Source organism: Actinorhabdospora filicis, from assembly GCF_030269765.1.
In the GTDB taxonomy this organism is placed as follows: domain Bacteria; phylum Actinomycetota; class Actinomycetes; order Mycobacteriales; family Micromonosporaceae; genus Actinorhabdospora; species Actinorhabdospora filicis.
Map to the genome: position 1 here is coordinate 1,409,359 of NZ_BSTX01000001.1, position 19,124 is coordinate 1,428,482.

A 19,124-nucleotide genomic window follows, 5' to 3' on the forward strand; every position below is an offset into this window, starting at 1 on the left:
CGCTCCTAGATGTTGATCGGTTTGATCGACGAACCGGCCGCCGCCACCTGCGTGGCTATTTTGGTGTCGGTCTGCACGCCCTTGCCCGCGCCGCCGACGGTGTTGTCGCCGACGGAGACGCCGTGGTGCTCGACCTCCGTCAGCGCGCTGACCCATTTCTCGCCGAACGGCGCGTATCCGCCGTCCACGCCCGGATCCTTGCCGGACGCCTTTTCGGCGATGCCGACCATCGTCCGGAACGACTCGGCGAGACCCTTGAACCCTTCGGCGGCCGCCGACGTCGAAGCGCCCGCGGCCGCGGCCTCGTTCGGGTTGACCCCGACTTCCGCCATGACGCACCTCCATCCAACATGGACAGTCCGGAGCGGACTTTATCGCCTGCGCGCATCACGGGGATAGATCGTCTTCACTCGTCAAGGTGGCCTTTGCGTGAACGGAGATCGAACGGGTGAACAGTGCGGGCCCGTGAGCCCGATGATCACCCGACGGGGATCCGCCGGTCAGATTTTGTTCACATTGGACACTCGCGTCGTAGCTTTCCTACCCCTACGATGGGCCCTCCAAGGTCCACGAACGAGTGACACAGGAGGGCGCCATGCCAGGCGACCAGATGCTCGGCCTGACCAAGGCGACCGCGTTCAGCGATGCCAGCAACTCCCAGGGCATTGAGACCGACAATCTCAACACGAGGGTCAACGCGTTCCTGACCGACATGGAGCCGGTCAAGGACGCACTGTGGGGCAACGCGCAGGTCCGCTTCAACGAGGCGATCACGCAGTTCCTCGTCGGCTACAACCAGCTGCAGAAGAAGCTCGGCCGCAAGGCGATCGCGCTCGGCGAAGGTAACAACTACACCGTGCAGACCGATCAGCTCATGGAGGGCGAGATCGGCACGGTAGGCAAGTCCATCCCGGCCAACATCACCGCCTGATCGAAGGAAGGCTGTAGCGACATGGCGCAGTTCGAAATCGGCGGCGACGCCACCAGGATCGCGACCCTGGCCACCGACCAGGCGACCAACCACGCCAAGTTCCACGCGATCATGGAGCAGGTCAAGACGAACGTGGCGACCGTGCTCGGGCTCTGGGACGGCGCCGGCCAGCCCGACCACAAGGCCGTCATGGACAAGTACGGCACCGAGTTCCAGATGATGCAGGACGCGCTGAACAAGATGCAGGGGGCGACCAACGACGCCTCCGGCCACGTGACGAAGCTCGGCGCGGACCTGGTGCGCACCTTCTCGGCATGACATCTCCGGCCACGACGTCCGAGCCGCCCGGTCAGCACGACGGGCGGCTCGAAGCCGTCGACGTCTCGGAGACGATGCGCCGGACCGGTGACTCCGAGCGCTACATCCTCCAGGCCGCGGCCCTGCGGCGCAGGCAGCTGCGGGCGGCGATGCTGTACGGCTCCTCGCGCAGCTGGCGGCAGCGGCAGGCGCTGTGGCCGGCCGCGCTGGCCGGGATCATCCTCGTCGCGGTGATCGTGGCGGCGGTGGCGGTGACCGGCGCGTTCAAGCGGCAGCAGCAGATCAACGAGGAGGAGCAGCGGCGCCAGAACCCGGCCGTGGTGAGCACATGAGCCGCGCGCGTCCCCTCGTCCTGGCCGTCGCCCTGCTGGCCACCGCGCTGATCGCGGGCGCGGCGGGCGTCTACATCGGACGCACCTGGCGCGGCGCTCGCGCGGAGGCGGCCCCGCCGCCCACGGCCACGGCCGCGGAGGACCCGGCATCCTCCGGCGGCTACCCGAAGGACGGCGTCTACCTGCTGCGGGCCGAGCACAGTGAAATGTGCCTGAGCGTGGGCCCGCTGCGCGGCGATGAGGGGCGCGCGGTCCTCGTCCAGCAGCCCTGCGCGGCGGCCTGGCCGCCGGTGGAGATCACCGAGCGGGAGTCGAAGCCGGGTGTCTTCACCTTCGCCCTCGTCTACGGCGACAACTGGCGCGACTGCCTCACGGTGGACGCCGGGCACCGGCTGACCGGCGTCGACTGCGCCCAGAACCACCGCACCTTCCGGCTGTCATCCGACGACGGCGGCCGGTTCCAGATCTCGGTGCCCGAGAACGACGAGTGCCTGGCGATCGGCGGAAGCAGCGCGCTGCGCGGCGCGGCGGCCGAGGCGGCCCGCTGCGACGAGCGGTCGGCGGCGCAGCGGTTCCGCTTCATCCCGGCCTGAGGAGCCCTCCATGACAGGTGAATGGAAGCCCGGCGGCGCGCCCGGCGACGTCGACCGCGCCTGGTCGGCGACCCGCGATCGCGGCCGCAACGGGCGCACGGTGGCGATCGCGGCGGCACTGGTCGCGGCGGTCCTGGTGGTCGCGGTGATCATCGCGGTCACCGCCGGTGGCGGCGACGGCAAGACCCCGCCGCAGGCCGGGCCCACCACGGCGGCGCCGGAGACGGCCGTCCCGCCCGGTGACGGCGACTACCGGATCACCGTCGCGCACACCGGCTTCTGCCTGGGCGCCCAGGAGCAGCCCGGCCACGACCGCTTCGCGATGATGCAGGTGGACTGCCCGGAGGCCGTCCCGAAACTGACGCTGGAGAAGCACGGCGAGACCTACCGCGTGCTCATGCACTACCCGGACCTCCAGTGGATCGCGTGCATGAGCCTGGACGGCGAGGAGCCCGGCTACCTCTACGGCCCGCAGCAGTGCGAGAAGGACATGGTCCACGACTTCACGCTGACCCCGGCCCCCGAGGGCACCTTCCTCATCAAGTCGCCCGGCGGCATGTGCATGGACGCCTACGAGGGCGGCACCACGCCGGGCACCCTGTTCTCCGCGGAGCACTGCAAGCCCGACGCGGCCTCCCAGCGCTACCGCTTCGAGAAGCTCTAGGAGATCACCGTGGACGGACGATGGCGCGGCGGCGGCCCGCACATGCCCGATCTGCTGCGCCGGGCCTTCCGGGGCGGGCGGCGGCGGGCGGGCAGTGCCCGCGCGGTCGCGCTGACCGCCGGGCTGGTGGCGGTCGTCCTGATCGTCGCGGTGGTGGCCGCCACCGTGCTCCCGGACGCCGACCCGGCTCCGCCGGCGGGCGCGGGCGCGGCCGAGACGGGTTCCGGCACGCCGTCACCCCCGACGCCCGGCTCCTCTCCTTCCGCTAGCCCCTCCGCTTCTCCCCCCGCGTCGCCGAGCACCTCACCCTCGGCCTCGAAGAAGCCCGACCCCGGGCCCACCGGGAAGAAGGAAGAGGAGAAGCAGGGCGAGGCCGCCTCCGGTCCGTCCTATCCGGACGGCGGCACCTACCGCATCCGCACCGGCCACACCGGCCTGTGCCTGGGTTTCGGCCCCGAACCGGGCAACGAGGGCCGGACGGTGCTGGTGCAGGACGACTGCTCGCACGCCGGTCCGGCGCTGTCCATGACGAAGCTGTCCTCGGAGAAGGTCCGCTTCACCATGTACTGGGCCGATTCCGGATGGTCGGCGTGCCTGGGCCAGGACTCGCCCGGCGAGCTCTACTCCTCGCGCGGCTGCGACGGCGGCGGCCTGCAGACCTTCCTGCTGGTGCCCGCCGGTGACGCCTACCTGATCAAGTCGCAGGCGACCGGCGAGTGCATGGACTTCCCGTGGGACGGGCGCGACAAGGGCGCGCAGGCCGGCGCGCAGCCCTGCGCGTCCGGCTCGTCATCGCAGCGCTTCAGTTTCACCTGACGGGGGACGACGTGAGTGAAGGCCGATGGCGCTACGGCGGCCCGGAGCGGCTGAGATCGGCGGCCGGGACGGTGCGCGGGCGCGTGGCGAGCGCGACGGGCGTCCTGATCGCCGCCGGGCTGGTGGTGGTCGTGCTGGGCGCGACGTTGCTGATGGTGAGCCTGCGCGAGGACCGGGCGCCGGCGGCCGGGCCGAAACCGGGCGCCGACGTGTCCCTGGCCGAGCGCACCGAGAACCCGGTGGCGGGCCCGCGCCCGTCCACCTCGCCCTCGGCGGTCCCGCCGTCGTCCCCGGACTCCCCGCCACCGGCGGCGCCGGGCAAGAACCCGCCGAAGGCGTCCTCGCCGTCGCAGATGCCGCCACCGGCGGGCGATCCGCCGGGCATGGTGCACAACCTGGCCGTCACCGCCCTGGGCGGCGGGCGGTTCCGCGTCACGTGGACGGCGGTGAGCGATGACGGCGGGCTGCCGGTCACCGGGCACGTCCTGCGCGACGCCACCGATGACGCCTACATCACCACCGTCGGCGCCGACACCTTCGAGACCGTCATCACCCGGCCCGGCCTGACCTCGATCGCGGTGCGCGCGCAGAACGCCGCGGGCGAGGGCGAGTGGGCCGTCGACCAGATCTGAGGAGGGACCGTGGACGGACGCTGGAGCCACGACCGGACCATGCCGCAACGGCTGCGTGCGCTCGCCGCGCGCCTGGGGAGCCGCTCGCGCAGCGGGCGGGCGGTGCTGGTGGCGGCCGGTCTGGTCGCGCTGGTCCTGGTGGTCGCGATCGGGCTGGCGGCGATGCGGCCGGACGCGCCGGGGCGGGCGGCCTCGGCGGGCGAGCCCTCGCGGGAGCCGTCCACGACCGCGCCGGTGACGCCGTCGGCGTCGCCCTCGGCGTCCCCGTCGCCGTCTTCCTCGCCGTCGGCATCCAGTGAATCGCCCAAGAAGGACGACGGGGACGGTGGCGGTGACAAACCGGTCGACAAGCCCAAGCCGCCGGTCTCGGACCCGAAGCCGCCGCCACGGGACGTCACCACCCCCTCGCGTCCCACCAAGTTCGGCGCGTGGGAGGCCGACGACGGCCGCTACACCGCGAAATGGGAGTACCCCGAGGACGACGGCGGCTCGCCGGTGACCGGCTACGTGCTCAAGAAGTGCAACGGGACGGTCCTCAAGCGGGTGGGCGCGGGCACCTACCGCACCGACATCCTCCACCCGGACCTCGACTGCATCACCGTGCAGGCGATCAACGCCGAGGGCGAGGGCCAGACCGCCCAGTACGACGACATCCTGCTGTGAGCCAGGCCACCGGAGAGGCTGCACACGCCCCCGCGGGCGGCCCGCACGGTGTGCCGTACGCTCGTACTGTTACACGGCAGATCCGAGAGGAGCACCAGGTCGCATGGCGAAGATCAAGGTAGCCAACCCCGTCGTCGAGCTCGACGGCGACGAGATGACCCGGATCATCTGGAAGCAGATCAAAGACAACCTCATCCTTCCCTACCTCGACGTCGAGCTGGAGTACTACGACCTCGGCATCGAGCACCGGGACGCCACCGACGACCAGGTCACCATCGACTCCGCCAACGCCATCAAGAAGCACGGCGTCGGCGTCAAGTGCGCCACCATCACCCCCGATGAGGCGCGCGTCGAGGAGTTCGGCCTCAAGAAGATGTGGCGCTCCCCCAACGGGACCATCCGCAACATCCTCGGCGGCGTGATCTTCCGCGAGCCGATCATCATGCGGAACGTGCCGCGCCTCGTCCCGGGCTGGACCAAGCCGATCGTCGTCGGCCGTCACGCCTTCGGCGACCAGTACCGCGCCACCGACTTCAAGGTCCCGGGTCCCGGCACCCTGACGGTCACCTTCACCCCGAAGGACGGCTCCGAGCCCATCGAGTTCGAGGTGGCGGAGTACCCGGAGGGCGGCGGCGTCGCCATGGCGATGTACAACTACCGCAAGTCCATCGAGGACTTCGCGCGCGCGTCCTTCGCCTACGGCCTGGCCCGGAACTTCCCGGTCTACATGTCGACCAAGAACACCATCCTGAAGGCCTACGACGGCATGTTCAAGGACGTGTTCCAGGAGATCTTCGACGCGGAGTTCAAGGCCGAGTTCGACGCCAAGGGACTCACCTACGAGCACCGCCTCATCGACGACATGGTCGCCGCGGCCCTGAAGTGGGAGGGCGGCTACGTCTGGGCGTGCAAGAACTACGACGGCGACGTCCAGTCCGACACCGTCGCGCAGGGCTTCGGCTCGCTGGGCCTGATGACCTCGGTCCTCATGACCCCCGACGGCCGCACCGTGGAGGCCGAGGCCGCCCACGGCACCGTGACCCGTCACTACCGCGCCTACCAGCGCGGCGAGAAGACCTCGACCAACCCGCTCGCCTCGATCTACGCGTGGACCCGCGGTCTCGCGCACCGCGGCAAGCTGGACGGCACCCCCGAGGTCACCGCCTTCGCCAACACCCTGGAGCAGGTCTGCGTCGAGACCGTCGAGGGCGGCCAGATGACCAAGGACCTCGCGATCCTGGTCGGCGCCGACACCCCGTGGCAGACCACCGACGAGTTCCTCACGAGCCTGTCGGACAACCTGGCGCGCAAGCTCGCCTGAGCCACCTGAACCACCACTGACAACCCGTCGGGCGCTCTGCCCGACGGGTTGTCACTTTTTACGCCTGACGGGTTGTCACATTTTGTCGGACAGGTCGTAACCTTTCGTGAGGTGGCCCGTTATACAGGGTGCGGGCGTGCGAACCGTCCCCCAGCGAGTTCCGCCCGCGTCAAGGCCTGCCGTCCCTTCCCAGTAGGGGCCCCCGGATCCATCCCGGGGGCCCCTCACCCCATTCAGGACGGTGCTCGTTCGGGGCCGTGCCCTCTGGGCATGGAGTCTTCCTCTTCGGGCAGGCCGTGTTGCCCGGGTGCCTGCCCGGCGTCTTGCATTCGGTGTCAGCGTGGACCGGACCCTTGGGACGACCGCCCAGGAGGTCATCGTGGAACCCGCCGTCGAGCACGAACGCGCCCCGTCAGCGCCACCCCGACGTCCTGACCGGCCCGACGTCGAACGTCCGGCCGGCGACGACCATGCCCCCGCTCGGACCACCCCCGGCTTAAGCCAGCGCTCGGCGCTGGCGCTCCAGCGCAAGGCCGGCAACCGGGCCGTCGCCGCCCTCGCCGCCAAGCAGAAGGGCCCGAAGGTCCCCGCGCAGCGCACCGCCGCACCGGCCGCCGCGCAGGCGACCTCCGCGCCCGCCAGCGCCTCCGCCGACACGGCCGTCACCGCCGCGCCCGAGGCCGCCGAGGACTTCGCGCCGCCCGTCCAGCGGCTCACCGAGGCGCCCGACCATCGTCCCGGCGCCGCCTCGGATCCCAAGTTCAAGACCTTGAAGACCGACGTGTCGAACAAGGCGTCCACGATGCGTGCGCATCCTCCGGCGACCAAGGAAGCCGATGCCGCCGCGAAGGCCGCCAAGCCCCCCGCTGACGATAAGGAAGCCCAGGGCAAGGCCGCCAACGCCGAGAAGATGAACGCCGCCAAGCCCGGCGAGTTCGACAAGGCCGCCTTCATCAAAGCCGTCAACGACGCCATCGCGGCCAAGGCGCCCAAGAACCTCGATGAGGCCGATAAGTTCGGCGACTCCGGCAAGGCCGACGGCGTCAAGCAGGACGTGTCGAACAAGGTCGGCGACGGCAAGAAGCAGTCCTCCTCTGCGATCGAGACGACCACCAAGGCGCCGCCGGACCTGGCCGCGGCCAAGGAGAAGCCGGTCGAGCCCCTGGCGGCCGACAAGCCTCCGGCGACTCCCGGCACGCCCGACCCGGCCAAGGCGATCCCGGACAAGGCCCCGCCCGCCGCGACCGACTTCTCGCAAGGCCCCAAGGACGTCAACGCCGAGATGGCCTCCAACGAGGTCACCGAGGAACAGCTGGCCAAGGGCAACGAACCCGCCTTCGATACCGCGCTGAAAGAGAAGAAGGCCGGGGAAGAGCACGCCAAGACCGCTCCGGGTGAGGTGCGGGCGAAGGAGAACGAGACCCTCACGTCCGCCAAGGCCGACGCGCAGGCCGAGGGCGCCAACGCGATGAAGGCCCTGTCCACGACCCGCAACAAGTCCGGGCAGGACGTGTCCTCGGGCAAGGGCAAGGCGCAGTCGGAGGACGAGCGCAAGCGCGTCGAGGTGACCGGCAAGCTCCAGAAGGTCTTCGACGCCACCAAGACCGATGTGGAGAAGATCCTCACCGAGCTCGACGGGAAGGTCGACGCCAAGTTCACCACGGAGGAGGCGAAGGTCCGCAAGGCCTTCACCGACGAGCACTCCAAGAAGATGGACGAGTACAAGGACAAGCGGTACTCGGGCTTCACGGGCAAGCTGAAGTGGGTCAAGGACAAGTTCATGGGCCTCCCGGCGGAGGCCAACCAGATCTTCGTCGCCGCCCGCCAGACCTACGTCAACGGCATGCAGGGCGTGATCTCCGGTGTCGCCGACCTGATCGGGCAGGAGCTGGGTAAGGCCAAGCAGCGCATCGCGAAGGGCCGTGAGGACCTGCAGCTGGAGGTCCAGAAGCTCCCGAAGGACCTTCAGGCGATCGGGAAGCAGGCCGCCGGGGACTTCTCGGGCAAGTTCGATGAGCTGACCGAGCAGGTCAACTCCAAGCAGAACGAGCTGGTCGACACCCTCGCCACCAAGTACAACGACGCGTTGAAGGCCGTGGATGAGGAGATCGCGGCCGAGAAGGAGAAGAACAAGGGCCTCGTGGCCAAGGCCATGGACGCCGTGGCGGGTGTCATCAAGACGATCATCGAGCTGAAGAACATGCTCATGAACGTCCTCGCCCGTGCCGTGCAGGCGGTGATGGCGATCATCAAGGACCCCATCGGGTTCCTCGGCAACCTGATCTCGGCCATCGGGTCGGGCCTGAAGTCCTTCATCGCCAACATCGCCGGGCACTTGAAGAAGGGCCTGATCGGGTGGCTGCTGGGGACCGCGTCGGGTGCGGGTTTGCAGTTGCCGGCGAAGTTCGACCTGCAGGGCATCCTCGGGATGATCGCCTCCATGCTCGGCCTGACGTGGGCGGCGATCCGCGGGCGGATCGTGTCCAAGGGTGTACCCGAACAGGCCATGGTCGCCGTGGAGGCATCGGTCCCGATCGCGCAGAAACTCGCCTCGGGTGGAGTCGCGGGGATCTGGGAGGACATCAAGGAACAGGTCGGCGACCTCAAAGAGAACCTCCTCGGCAAGATCACCGAGTACCTGGTGCCCACCGTCCTGGTCGCGGGCATCACCTGGATCATCTCGCTGCTCAACCCCGCCAGCGCATTCATCAAGGCCTGCAAGGCGATCATCGACATCGTCACGTTCATCTTCACCCGCGGCGCCCAGATCATGGAGTTCGTCAACTCCGTCCTCGACGCCATCATCGCCATCGCCAAGGGCGGGGGCGGCGGGGTCGGTGCGCTGATCGAGAACGCCCTGGCGAAGAGCATCCCGGTCCTCATCGGGTTCCTCGCGGCCCTGCTGGGTGTCGGTGGGATCGCCGACAAGGTCAAGAAGTTCTTCCAGGCACTCTCCAAGCCCGTCATGAAAGCCGTGGACTGGGTCGTCGGCAAAATCGTCGGCTTCGGAAAGAAGATCTGGGCGAAGCTCAAGGACAAGTTCGGCAAGAAGAAGGACGGCAAGGACGGCAAACCCGGCGACGCCAAGGACGTCGAGGCGCCCAAGAAGCTCGTCGAGCCGGCCGAGGTGTCCATCACGAAGGTCTCCCCGGAGCTGGCCAAGGAGATCTCGGCCGCCGAGGACGGCAAGACCATCCACCAGGGTGGCGGTGGCGATCCCAAGCAGGTCACCAAGTCGCTGCTGACCGCGCACTCCGACGCCAAGTACGACAAGGCCAGCGGCACGCTGACGCTGCCGAAGGTCTCCGATCCGGGCGCGTCCTCGCTGTCGGCGCTGGGTTCGCAGCTGGCCGGGCAGACCGGTGTCTCCAAGGTGTCGATGGTCAAGAAGGGCGAGTCCGTCGAGCTGTACGGCGAGATCAACCCCAGGACGCGGCTGGCGAAGATCGCCGGGCTGCCCACCGACGAGGCGCTGCTGCGCATCGCCGTCACGCAGAACGGCATCGTGGACTTCCTCAAGGCGATGGCCGCGGGCAAGACGCTGAAGCTGACGCAGGGCGCGGTCTCCGGCGACTTCGCGATGGCCGACCTGGTGACGGCGTGGGGCAACCAGAAGAACGTGGACTTCCTGAAGAACAAGTTCCGGGACGCGATGAAGGGCAGCCACGAGTGGCTGCCGAGCAACTACATCCTGGAGGTCACCCAGCGCGCGGCCGCCGACATCGTCGAGGGTCCGAAGTGGATCGACCTGCAGCACGAGCTGCGCAGCGACACCTTCCAGATCGTGTACTCGCCGAGCAAGGCCGCCCCGGAGATCGTGAACGAGTCGGTCGGCGGCGGGCCGAAGAAGGACTACTCGGTGCCCAGCGGGCACGTGGGCGCCGTTTACTACCCGGGCCGTTCGGGCAAGGAAAAGACGGCCGGGTCGAGCAACTTCCACGACGACCTGCGCACCGCCTTCACCTCGTCCACGACCGTGAAGGGCGCCGCCGCGGCGGCGCTCGCGGTGGCCAAGGCGTGGGTGTGGGACGGAAGCGCGATGAATCCCGAGATTCACCCGGCCTGTACCGACAAGAATGGGAGCACGGTGAGCGGTGCGGGCCAGGCCGTGCACCGGGCCGCCATCGAGGCGCTGTTCAAGCGGTTCACCTAGCCGAGTGGTTCGACCCAGAAGAGGAACTATGACCGGGTTCTCGTACGAGGAGCACGTGACCAAGGGCGACGCCGAGACCGCCAAGGGGTGGGTCGAGGCCTCCGGACTGCCGCAGGACCAGAAGGAGGACCTGCTCACCTTCATCGGCAGGTTCCCCTCCTTGTGTTTCGTCAAGGAGGACGCCGCCGCCCTCGACCACCACGAGGAAGAGGCCGGCGTCCCGCTGCCGCCCTGGCTGCGCGAGCTGCGCTCGGTGCTGGCCGCGGTGGACCCGCCCGTGCAGGTCCGCGTCGACGACTTCGACTGGTACGACTCGCCGCGCTGCGAGGACGTCGAGGACATCTGGTACGAACTGCGCCCGGGCTACGCCAACGACGAGGAGCGCGAGCTGTTCGCCGAGGACGCCCAGGTGTACCGGATCGGCTCGTGGTGGGGCGAGGACCGCTCCTACCTGCTGGCCGACCTGGAGAAGCCCGATGACGTGCGCGTCTTCGACACCGCCGCACCGGACCTGCGGGACAACAAGTACGACGGGCGCCCGGTCCGCGGCTCGGTCTACCCGATCTTCCGCTCCTACGCGCGCTTCCTGGCCCGCGTGGAGGCCGTCCGCTTCGAGGACGACACCGAACTGGAGGCGCAAGACTAGTCCCGCTTCCCGTGCCCGTTCGGGCATCCACGGCTGCCCGGCACCCCACACCCGCGCGCCTGACGGGGCAGCGGTCCATATGAGACGGTCGAACGGACTCCACCCACCACGAGCCTCGCAATCGATTCGGGGGACGGCATGCACGCTCACGACCATGTCAACGACGTCGAGTCCGGCGCGCGTCCGAAGTCGGACCGGGTCGAGGCGGGCGCCTTCGAGCAGGCGCCCTCGCTCGCCAAGCCGGACGTGCTCGGCGCCGGCGGGTTGCTGGGGTTGCAGCGCGCCGCGGGCAACCAGGCCGTCACCGGCCTCATCGAGGAGGACCGCTCGCCGGTCCACGACGTGGTGAACTCCGGCGGCGGCAGCGCGCTGGACACCGAGACCCGCTCGGACATGGAGGGCCGCTTCGGCACCTCGTTCTCCGACGTGCGCGTCCACACCGACGGCCAGGCCGCCGCTTCGGCGAAGGCGGTGAACGCGCAGGCGTACACCGTCGGCAACAACATCGTCTTCCAGCGCTACGAGCCGGGCACCGAGGCCGGTAAGCACATGCTGGCCCACGAGCTCACCCACGTCGTCCAGCAGCGCAGCGGCCCGGTCGACGGGACGCCCACCGGCGGCGGAATCTCGGTCAGCAACCCCTCCGACCGCTTCGAGCGCGAGGCCGTGGCCAACGCCGACCGCTTGATGTCGCAGCCCGCTCCGGCCGCCGCCGGTGCGGTGCAGCGCGTCGAGGAGGGCGGCAGCCCGGGCGCGACCACGGTCCAGCGTGAGGAAGAGGCCGAGGAAGAGACCGCGCAGACCTACGTGCAGCGTGAGGAAGAGGGCGAAGAGGAGACCGCCCAGACCTTCGTGCAGCGCGAGGGCGAAGAGGACGAGGGCCCCGCCGAGGTCGGCGACCAGCCCTGATCCCGCGCGCTCCACTTCCCGGTCACCGCCGGTTTTCACCGCCGAAAGCCTTGCTTTAATGCGATAGGTTGGCCCTCGCGCCCGTTTCCCCCGACGCGCGAGGAGCCCAGCCTTGTCCCAGGATCCGCACGCTGAAAACGATTACAGAGAGCCCGCCGGCGAATCGCATTTGCCCCCGCGCATCACCGCCATGCTCAAGAACTTCGAGGAACGCGCCGCCAAACTCGGCCAGATGCGCGGCAAGATCCAGGACCTGCACGGGTCCGCGCACAACCGCGACGGCTCGATCACGGTCACCGTCGCCCCCAACGGCGCGCTCCTCGACGTCAAGTTCTCCCCCAAGATCGCCGCCTACAGCCACCAGGCCCTGGCCATGGAGCTGATGGACGTCGTCCGCAAGGCCACCGCACAGGCCGCCGAGACGATGGAGGAGGAGATGGGCGAGGCCCTCGGCGAGGACTACGCCGGCTTCAAGGCCGCCATGTCCGGTGCCGAGCTGCCGCCCCCGATCAGCCCGGAGAGCCTGATGCGCGACATCGAGGAACGGTGGTCACGATGAGCTTCGAGGTCCAGGTCGACGCCCTGCGCGCCTACGGCGAGGGCACCCGGTCCCTGGCGGAGAAGTTCGGGCAGCTGTCCACGCTGCTGGAGCAGGCCAGGGTGGACGACGACTGCTTCGGTCCCGCGCTGGCCTGGCTCATCGCCAAGCCCTACTACAACGCGCTCGACGACGCCCGCGAGACCACCGACAAGGCCAAGACCTACCTGGAGCACGTGCGCGACGCCGTCCACGAGACCGCCGAGTCCTACGGCGGCACCGAGGAGGCCATCGCCCAGGCCTTCGACGCCGTCGCCAAGTCCATGGAGAGCAAATGAGCTACCCGTGGAACCAGGGACCGGTACCCGACGGCCCCGGCGACCTGAACTCCCTGAACAACCCCTCCACGTACGACAAGAAGGGCTGGGCCGACCAGGCGACCTCGCACGCCGGTGGCCTCTTCGGCGCCGCCTACGGCCTGTCCGACGCCACCGACCCGCCCTCGGTGTCGGTCGCGACCGTACAGGCCCGCTGGGAGTACCTCCAGGCCGTCGCCAGCCCCGGCAAGGCGCTCATGTCCAACGGCGTCGGCTTCCTGGTGTCCTGGACGGTCTCACCATTGGTGGAGGGGCTCATCGAGCCCTTCATCGGCGATCCCGAGCAGATGCGCGCCACCGCCGCCGGCTGGGAGCAGGTCGCGCGCTGGCTCGACCACGTCGCCGAGACCGAACCGACCCGCGCGCAGGCCACCACGGAGCTGTGGAAGGGCGAGGCCGCCGAGAAGTTCCGGGCCCAGATGGGCGAGTTCGGTGGCGGCGTCACCGCGCTGGCCCAGGACGTCCGCGAGATCGGCGGCATCCTCACCATGACCGCCGACATCTTCGACATGGTGCTGGAATTCATCATCCAGATGCTCACCGAGTACGTGATCGGCCTGATCATCCAGTGGCTGGCGGCGCTCGCGGCGTCCTGGATCACCGCCGGGACCTCCGTCGCCACGGCCACGGCGGCCACCACGGCCAGCACGGCGACGACCGGCGCGCGCATCGCCAAGGTCCTCGCCCAGCTTCAGCAGAAGCTCGGGAAGCTGTTCGTGCAGCTGGAGAAGCTCATGAAGCGCATCCGCTCCGGACCGCTGCGGCAGGTGGTCAACCGCATGGACGCCCTGCGCAACGGCAACCGCCGCGAGCAGTGGCTGGCCCGGACCATCGACCGGCGCATCGGCCTGCCGTCCATTTTGGACCGCGCCAACCCGCGCACGCTGGCCTCGGTGACGGCCAACCGCTTCGTCACCCGCGGCGGCGGCTTCGTGGCCGGACGCCACGCGCTGGCCACCAACGTCGCGCAGGGCGCGGCGTCCATGGTCTTCGGCGGCTCGACCATGTGGGGCCGCGCGGCCTGGAACGCCGGGGTCCGCACCGCCACCGACGCCGCCGTCAAATTCGGCGCCGACGCCGCCTACAACACCGGCACCGACAAGATCACCGGCAAACAGAGCGACAAGGAGCGCAAGCAGTCCCAGGACAAGGGCTTCATGTGGTGAGCCTGTCCGGCCTGCCCGCCGTCCGCGAGCACTGGGCCGCGCCGGGCGAGCCGATCCTGTGGATGCTGCCCTACCGCCGCACCACCTACGAGATGAAGGGCCGCAAAGGCGACGGGCGGCCCGCCGACGGCCTCGGCACGAAGATCGTCAAGGGCGCCGGACTGCTCGCCCTCGCGGCCACCGCCCCGTCCGACGGCGGCTCCGGGGACGGCCCGCAACCGCCGCCCGCGGTCATCGCCTGGGCCGACCGTCCACAATGCCTGGCCGCCGCGCTCGCCGACCTCCCGGGCGAATCCCGCGACCGGGGCTTCTGGGTGGCCACGCCGGGGCGCTTCGCGTTCCTGGCGCCGCCCCCGGAGCCGCCGGTCCGCCGCTCGCTGCTGAAGCAGGTCACCGGCTTCGCCCAGGACGTCGTCGCGGCCTTCAAACCCGAGCCGCCCTTCGCGCCCGGCCGCCCGATCCCGACCGTGCCGCTGACGCCGGTCCTCGAATGCCCGTGGACCGACGGGGGCGACATCGTCCGCAAGATGCGGCGGCGCACGGTGAAAGAACCGGTCTACCGGCGGATCCTGCTGCCCGACGGCTCGGGCTTCGACTACTACCGCGACGCCAAGAAGAGCCTGCTGCCCGCCGAGCTGACCTCGCGGCTGCACCGGATCGCCTGAGGGGCACCGCATGGAGGAGATCACCCGCGCCGCCGGGTTCATCGGCGCGACCGTGGGCGGCGTCCACGGCATCATCGAGAACACCGCACCCCTGCCCGGCGACCCCGACCCGGCCTGGCCGCGTCCCACCGCGATGACGACGTCCGGCCGCTTCCTGGACCAGGAGTGGGCCCACGACCCATCCGTCTGGGCCTGGGCGACGGCCGCCGCGCCCGGGGCCGCGTCCCTCGTGCTCGCCGACGCGCTCGCCCGGCGCGAGCCGCTGCTGCTGGGCCCGGACGGCCTGCGCGCGGGCGGCCACACGATCGGCGTGCGCGAGCTGTCCGCCGTCGGTGTCACCACCGCCAAGGGCGCGCGCTACTTCGTCCACGCGGGCCTGCCCGACGGCTCGTACCTGTGCTGGCATGAGCAGCGGGCGAGGTACGAGATCGACCGCCTGCGCGCGCTGCTCGTGGCGTAACGGAGCGTCGCCGCCGGTTAGGCGGCTTATGTCCGTATCATCGGCGACCATGGCGAAGGAGACGGTCGCGTTCGTCCTCGGGGGCGGCGGCGTGCGCGGTGGCTACGAGGTCGGCAAGCTCAAGGCGCTGCTGGAGGCCGGCATCGTCCCGGATCTGGTGCTGGGCACCTCGATCGGCTCGGTGCAGGGCGCGTTCGTGGCCGCCGACCCGAGTCCGGGCTGCGTGGACCGGCTGAACAACCTGTGGATCGACGTGATGCGGCAGAAGATCTTCCGCCCGTCGCTGACCTCGCGCCTGTCCACCCTCGCGGTGACCGGGACGCACATGTGCAGCAACAAACCCATCGCCGACCTGCTCGTGCGCTACCTGGGCCGCCCGCGCATCCAGGACCTCGCGGTGCCCTTCGAGTGCGTGGCCGCCAGCATCGAGCGCGCCTCGGCGCACTGGTTCGCCACCGGGCCGCTGATCCCGGCGGTCCTGGCCTCCTGCGCGGTCCCCGGCGTCTGGCCGCCGGTGCGGATCGGCGATGAGCACTTCCTGGACGGCGGGCTCGTGGAGAGCATCCCGCTGCACCGCGCCTACGAGCTGGGCGCCACCACCGTCTACGTCCTGCACGCCGGGCGCGTGAACAAGGCGCTGCGGCCACCGCGGCGGCCGTGGGAGATCGCCTCGGTGTCCTTCGAGATCGCCCGCCGCCACCGCTTCAGCGAGGGCATGGCCAACGTCCCCGAGGGCGTCACCGTCCACTTGCTGCCGACCGGCGACACCGCGCCCGACGAGGACATCGACATCTTCGACAGCACCGAAGACCAGATCGAGGAGGTCCGGACCCGCGTGGCCAACGCGTACGCGGCGACCGCCGAGTACCTGCGGGCGGTCTAGGCCGTGAAGGGAGTGCCCGCGAGACGGATCTGGCGGGATCCGGCGGCCTTCGGGTTCGCGCTGACCGGGACGCTGGCGCTGCTGCCGCTGATCGTCCTGCTGGGCCTGGTCCTCCCGGTCCTGCCGCGCCGGACGCGGCCCGGGTTGCGGCTTCTGGTGGTGTCGTGGGCGTGGCTGGCGACCTACGAGGCCGGGTGCCTGGCCACCGGCTTCACGCTGTGGCTGCGCCGCCGTCCCCGGACGGCGTGGGCGGCGGCGCAACGCTGGTGGCTGGCGGCCTGGATCCGGCTGCTGTGTCCATTGGGGAGGATCCGGCTCTCGGTCTCGGGCACCGGCTGGCCCGACGGCACCCGCCCGATCCTGGTGCTGTCCCAGCACATCGGCAGCTTCAACGGCCCGCTCGTGCTGCACCTGCTCCACCGCATGCTGGACCAGGACACCGTCCCGATCGTGAAGACCGCCATCGGCTTCGACCCGGCGATGGACCTCATGCTGCGCCGCCTCGACGCGCCCTTCATCCGCACCGACGCCGGTGGGCGCGTGCCCGCGCTGCGCGCCATCGACCGGCTGTGCCGCTCGGGCGCGCCCGTCCTGCTGTTCCCCGAGGGCACCAGCTACACCCGGGCCAGGGCCCGCGCCATCGCCGATCGCCTGCGCGGCGGCGGGAACGACGCCGAGGCCGATCGCGCCGAGCGGCTGCGCCGGTCCCTGTGGCCGCACACCGGCGGCGTCCAGATCGCCCTGCGCTCCCAGCCCGACGTGGTCTTCCTCGCCCACAGTGGACTCGCGCCCGTCCTGCCGCCGGCCGCCGGTGGCTCCGTCGCCGCCGACGGCGTCGTCCGCGCCCGCTACTGGGTCGTGCCCGCCGAGTCCGTCCCGCAGGGCCGCGAGGAACAGGCCCGCTGGCTGCACGGCTGGTGGGAGCGCATCGACCGCTGGAGCGAACTCGCCCACGCCTGAGGGTCAGTAACGCGCGTAGGCGTGCTCGGCCAGCCACCACAGGGTCGGACCGGGGCTCGGCACCCGCCGGGCGGGCGCCACGACGAGCTTCTCGTCCAGCGCCAGGCCGATGCCGAGCCCCTCGGCCTCGATCGGCGCGAACGGGTCGTCCAGCGCGTCCAGCACCACCACCGGGGCGGAGAAGGGCCGGAACTCCCTCGCGGCGGCCCGGCCCTCCTCCCAGCGGGAGGCGAAGATCGCGGCGTACACCGGGTGCAGCGGCGGCCGCGCGGAGCGGCGGATGTGCCCGTCGTGCAGGGTGTGCGTCCAGTGCGGCAGCCGGGGCAGGATCGTGCGCTCCCGGATGGACAGCGCGGCCACCGGCACCGGCTCGCCGTGCGGCAGCCCCATCAGCAGGTTCAGCGGAGCCCAGTCGGCCAGCGCGAGACGGCGTCCGGCGGCCCCGGTGCGCCGGGCGTGCTCCTCGGGATCGAGGCGGCACAGGAGACGCGCCGAGTGCCCGCGCATCCGCACCGGCGCCGAGGCGTCGGTCGCGGCGAACAGGTCGGCCAGGCTGGTCGAGACATGTGACGGCATCGACGGCTCCTCCGGTACGGCGTCCCCCCGAAGGACGCGACGATCGCCGATCCCCGTTTCCGGCGCGGTCAGCAGAGCATCGCAAAACGCCGTGACCTGCGCGGTCGGCGATCCGACTGTCCCGCGGCCGCCACACGGGAGGGTGTCGGGAACCGGTCAGCGCGGCACGGAGAAGGGGCGCGACCCGAAGGTCGCGCCCCTCACTCGCGATGCCTTACGGCCGGCGTCGCCTAGGCGACGCCGTCCTCATCGTTGCCCCAGCTGGCGGCCGCGGCACGGCGGCGGCGCATCATGATCACCAGGACGACGCCGGCGGCCAGAAGGGCCGCGCCGGCGATGCCGAAGAGGGTCAGGCTGCTACCCGTGGTGGGCAGGCCACCGCCGGGCGTGCTCTTGCTCGGCGTGGGCGTGGCCGAGGAGCTCGGCGAGGAGCTCGACGGGCTCGGGCTCGGGGAGCTCGACGGCGAGGTGGTGGGCTTCACCTCGAAGGTCACGCTGACCTTGGCCTCGCCCTGCTTCTTGAGCTTTCCGGCCAGAATCAGCTTCTGGGAGGTGTTGGCGCCCTCGGTGGACACGAAGATGCGGCCGACGGGGACGAACACCTCGCCGACGCCGGTCACTTCGACCTTGCCGGGCGCGGTGGCGGTCAGCCAGAACTTGTCGCCGCCCTTGACCTTGGTCAGCTCCTTGCCGTCCTTGTCGACGGCCTTGCCGCCGGTGACGGTCAGGGTGATGTCACCGAGGTTGGTCTCCACGGTGAACGGGCCGATCTTGTCGCCGACCTTGCCGGTGGTGCCGTCGGGACCGTTGAACGCGAGGTTCGGCGCACCCGGGTCGGGAAGGTCCGTGGCGTTCTCGGTCAGCCACTTGTAGACCTTCGCCACGGCGGTGTCGACGTCGGTGACCGCGCCACCCTGGCCGTCGATGTTGGTCGAGTCGGTCGGGTGCAGCTTGAAGTTGTCGCTGAAGCTCCAGATCGCGGCCTGAGTCGCGGCGTAGATGTACGACTCTTTCTGCGCCTGGTTGTACGTACCGGGCAGGGTCGCGCCCGCGGCGGTCAGCACATCATCGGCGGCCACGTTCGGGTAGGACTTCGTGAGCAGCCACTTGATCTTGCCGAGGTTCTTGACGCCGGAGGTGTTCCAGTCGGCCTCGGTGTAGGTGTGCTTCTTCAGCGCGGTGTGCAGGTCGATGCAGTACACGACCTGGGTCTGCTGATCGCTGGTGGTGAGGACCAGCGGGTGCGCCAGGTACTCGGTCTTATCGTGGTTGTCGTACTTGACGGAGATACCGGGCTTCGAGCTGACCGTACCGGTTACCTTTTCGTCGGCGGCGGCCGAACCGGCCCAGCCGACGAGGGTGATCCCCGCGACGGCCGTGACCAGAGCCGTCTTGATCAAGCGGGTTTTCATGAAGGGTGTCCCTCCCCTGGGAACTTTGAGATGGGGGGCGCGTTACGCGTGTGTTCTTCACACGACGGGCAACGGGACACGGTTGCACATCACGAAAAAGCTTCGTTAA

Annotated in this window: 22 protein-coding genes; 19 read left to right on the forward strand and 3 right to left on the reverse strand. The window is 70.2% G+C overall.

The genetic code is table 11. The features are described 5' to 3' along the window. Positions 1–5: 5 nt before the first annotated feature. Positions 6–332 carry a hypothetical protein gene (locus QSK10_RS06430; protein WP_285661671.1) on the reverse strand — a complete coding sequence of 109 codons (327 nt, stop codon included), beginning with the start codon at positions 330–332 and terminating at the stop codon, positions 6–8. 263 nt (positions 333–595) lie between these two features. Here QSK10_RS06430 and QSK10_RS06435 point away from each other — a divergent pair, with 263 nt between their 5' ends. The 19 genes from QSK10_RS06435 to QSK10_RS06525 all read left to right on the forward strand — a co-directional run bounded on the left by QSK10_RS06435 (position 596) and on the right by QSK10_RS06525 (position 17,027). Then, complete coding sequence (locus QSK10_RS06435; protein ID WP_285661672.1) at positions 596–931, forward strand: hypothetical protein; 336 nt, start codon at positions 596–598, stop codon at positions 929–931. A 21-nt stretch (positions 932–952) separates the two neighbouring features. Beyond that, on the forward strand, positions 953–1,249 hold the full coding sequence (locus QSK10_RS06440) for a WXG100 family type VII secretion target (protein WP_285661673.1): 297 nt from the start codon (positions 953–955) through the stop codon (positions 1,247–1,249). Continuing rightward, positions 1,246–1,581: a hypothetical protein gene (locus QSK10_RS06445; RefSeq protein WP_285661674.1), complete on the forward strand. Its 336-nt coding sequence runs from the start codon at positions 1,246–1,248 to the stop codon at positions 1,579–1,581. The genes QSK10_RS06440 and QSK10_RS06445 overlap by 4 nt, the downstream gene beginning before the upstream one ends. Next, complete coding sequence (locus QSK10_RS06450; RefSeq protein WP_285661675.1) at positions 1,578–2,174, forward strand: RICIN domain-containing protein; 597 nt, start codon at positions 1,578–1,580, stop codon at positions 2,172–2,174. Before QSK10_RS06445 ends, QSK10_RS06450 begins: the two co-directional genes overlap by 4 nt. 10 nt (positions 2,175–2,184) lie before the next feature. Further along, complete coding sequence (locus tag QSK10_RS06455) at positions 2,185–2,838, forward strand: RICIN domain-containing protein (protein WP_285661676.1); 654 nt, start codon at positions 2,185–2,187, stop codon at positions 2,836–2,838. Positions 2,839–2,847: 9 nt separating this feature from the next. Further along, positions 2,848–3,654 carry an RICIN domain-containing protein gene (locus QSK10_RS06460; protein WP_285661677.1) on the forward strand — a complete coding sequence of 269 codons (807 nt, stop codon included), beginning with the start codon at positions 2,848–2,850 and terminating at the stop codon, positions 3,652–3,654. Positions 3,655–3,665: 11 nt separating this feature from the next. After that, positions 3,666–4,286 carry a fibronectin type III domain-containing protein gene (locus tag QSK10_RS06465; protein WP_285661678.1) on the forward strand — a complete coding sequence of 207 codons (621 nt, stop codon included), beginning with the start codon at positions 3,666–3,668 and terminating at the stop codon, positions 4,284–4,286. A 9-nt stretch (positions 4,287–4,295) separates the two neighbouring features. Beyond that, the gene (locus tag QSK10_RS06470) at positions 4,296–4,949 is read left to right on the forward strand and encodes a fibronectin type III domain-containing protein (protein ID WP_285661679.1); all 654 of its coding nucleotides are present in this window, start codon (positions 4,296–4,298) and stop codon (positions 4,947–4,949) included. Positions 4,950–5,052: 103 nt separating this feature from the next. Continuing rightward, positions 5,053–6,270 (forward strand): NADP-dependent isocitrate dehydrogenase, encoded by a 1,218-nt coding sequence (locus QSK10_RS06475; RefSeq protein ID WP_285661680.1) that lies wholly within the window; start codon positions 5,053–5,055, stop codon positions 6,268–6,270. 340 nt (positions 6,271–6,610) lie between these two features. After that, positions 6,611–10,423: a phage tail protein gene (locus QSK10_RS06480; protein ID WP_285661681.1), complete on the forward strand. Its 3,813-nt coding sequence runs from the start codon at positions 6,611–6,613 to the stop codon at positions 10,421–10,423. Positions 10,424–10,451: 28 nt separating this feature from the next. Next, entirely contained in the window at positions 10,452–11,069 is a 618-nt protein-coding gene (locus tag QSK10_RS06485) for a hypothetical protein (RefSeq protein ID WP_285661682.1), read from the forward strand. Between the two features lie 138 nt (positions 11,070–11,207). Next, a complete protein-coding gene (locus QSK10_RS06490) occupies positions 11,208–11,978 on the forward strand; it encodes an eCIS core domain-containing protein (RefSeq protein ID WP_285661683.1) in 771 nt (256 codons plus the stop codon). 190 nt (positions 11,979–12,168) lie between these two features. Continuing rightward, positions 12,169–12,537, forward strand: a complete 369-nt coding sequence (locus QSK10_RS06495; protein ID WP_285661684.1) for a YbaB/EbfC family nucleoid-associated protein — start codon at positions 12,169–12,171, stop codon at positions 12,535–12,537. Next, entirely contained in the window at positions 12,534–12,854 is a 321-nt protein-coding gene (locus QSK10_RS06500; RefSeq protein ID WP_285661685.1) for a hypothetical protein, read from the forward strand. Before QSK10_RS06495 ends, QSK10_RS06500 begins: the two co-directional genes overlap by 4 nt. Continuing rightward, on the forward strand, positions 12,851–14,059 hold the full coding sequence (locus tag QSK10_RS06505; protein WP_285661686.1) for a WXG100 family type VII secretion target: 1,209 nt from the start codon (positions 12,851–12,853) through the stop codon (positions 14,057–14,059). The genes QSK10_RS06500 and QSK10_RS06505 overlap by 4 nt, the downstream gene beginning before the upstream one ends. Next, positions 14,056–14,724, forward strand: coding sequence for a hypothetical protein (locus QSK10_RS06510; protein ID WP_285661687.1), 669 nt, complete (start codon positions 14,056–14,058; stop codon positions 14,722–14,724). Before QSK10_RS06505 ends, QSK10_RS06510 begins: the two co-directional genes overlap by 4 nt. Before the next feature lie 10 nt (positions 14,725–14,734). After that, the gene (locus tag QSK10_RS06515; protein WP_285661688.1) at positions 14,735–15,184 is read left to right on the forward strand and encodes a hypothetical protein; all 450 of its coding nucleotides are present in this window, start codon (positions 14,735–14,737) and stop codon (positions 15,182–15,184) included. Between the two features lie 49 nt (positions 15,185–15,233). Continuing rightward, a complete protein-coding gene (locus QSK10_RS06520; protein ID WP_285661689.1) occupies positions 15,234–16,067 on the forward strand; it encodes a patatin-like phospholipase family protein in 834 nt (277 codons plus the stop codon). A gap of 12 nt (positions 16,068–16,079) precedes the next feature. Further along, on the forward strand, positions 16,080–17,027 hold the full coding sequence (locus QSK10_RS06525; protein ID WP_285661690.1) for a lysophospholipid acyltransferase family protein: 948 nt from the start codon (positions 16,080–16,082) through the stop codon (positions 17,025–17,027). A 3-nt stretch (positions 17,028–17,030) separates the two neighbouring features. Here the strand turns inward: QSK10_RS06525 and QSK10_RS06530 are convergent, their stop codons facing one another. Further along, complete coding sequence (locus tag QSK10_RS06530) at positions 17,031–17,603, reverse strand: hypothetical protein (protein ID WP_285661691.1); 573 nt, start codon at positions 17,601–17,603, stop codon at positions 17,031–17,033. Positions 17,604–17,833: 230 nt separating this feature from the next. Further along, entirely contained in the window at positions 17,834–19,015 is a 1,182-nt protein-coding gene (locus QSK10_RS06535) for a thioester domain-containing protein (protein WP_285661692.1), read from the reverse strand. Positions 19,016–19,124 lie beyond the last annotated feature (109 nt).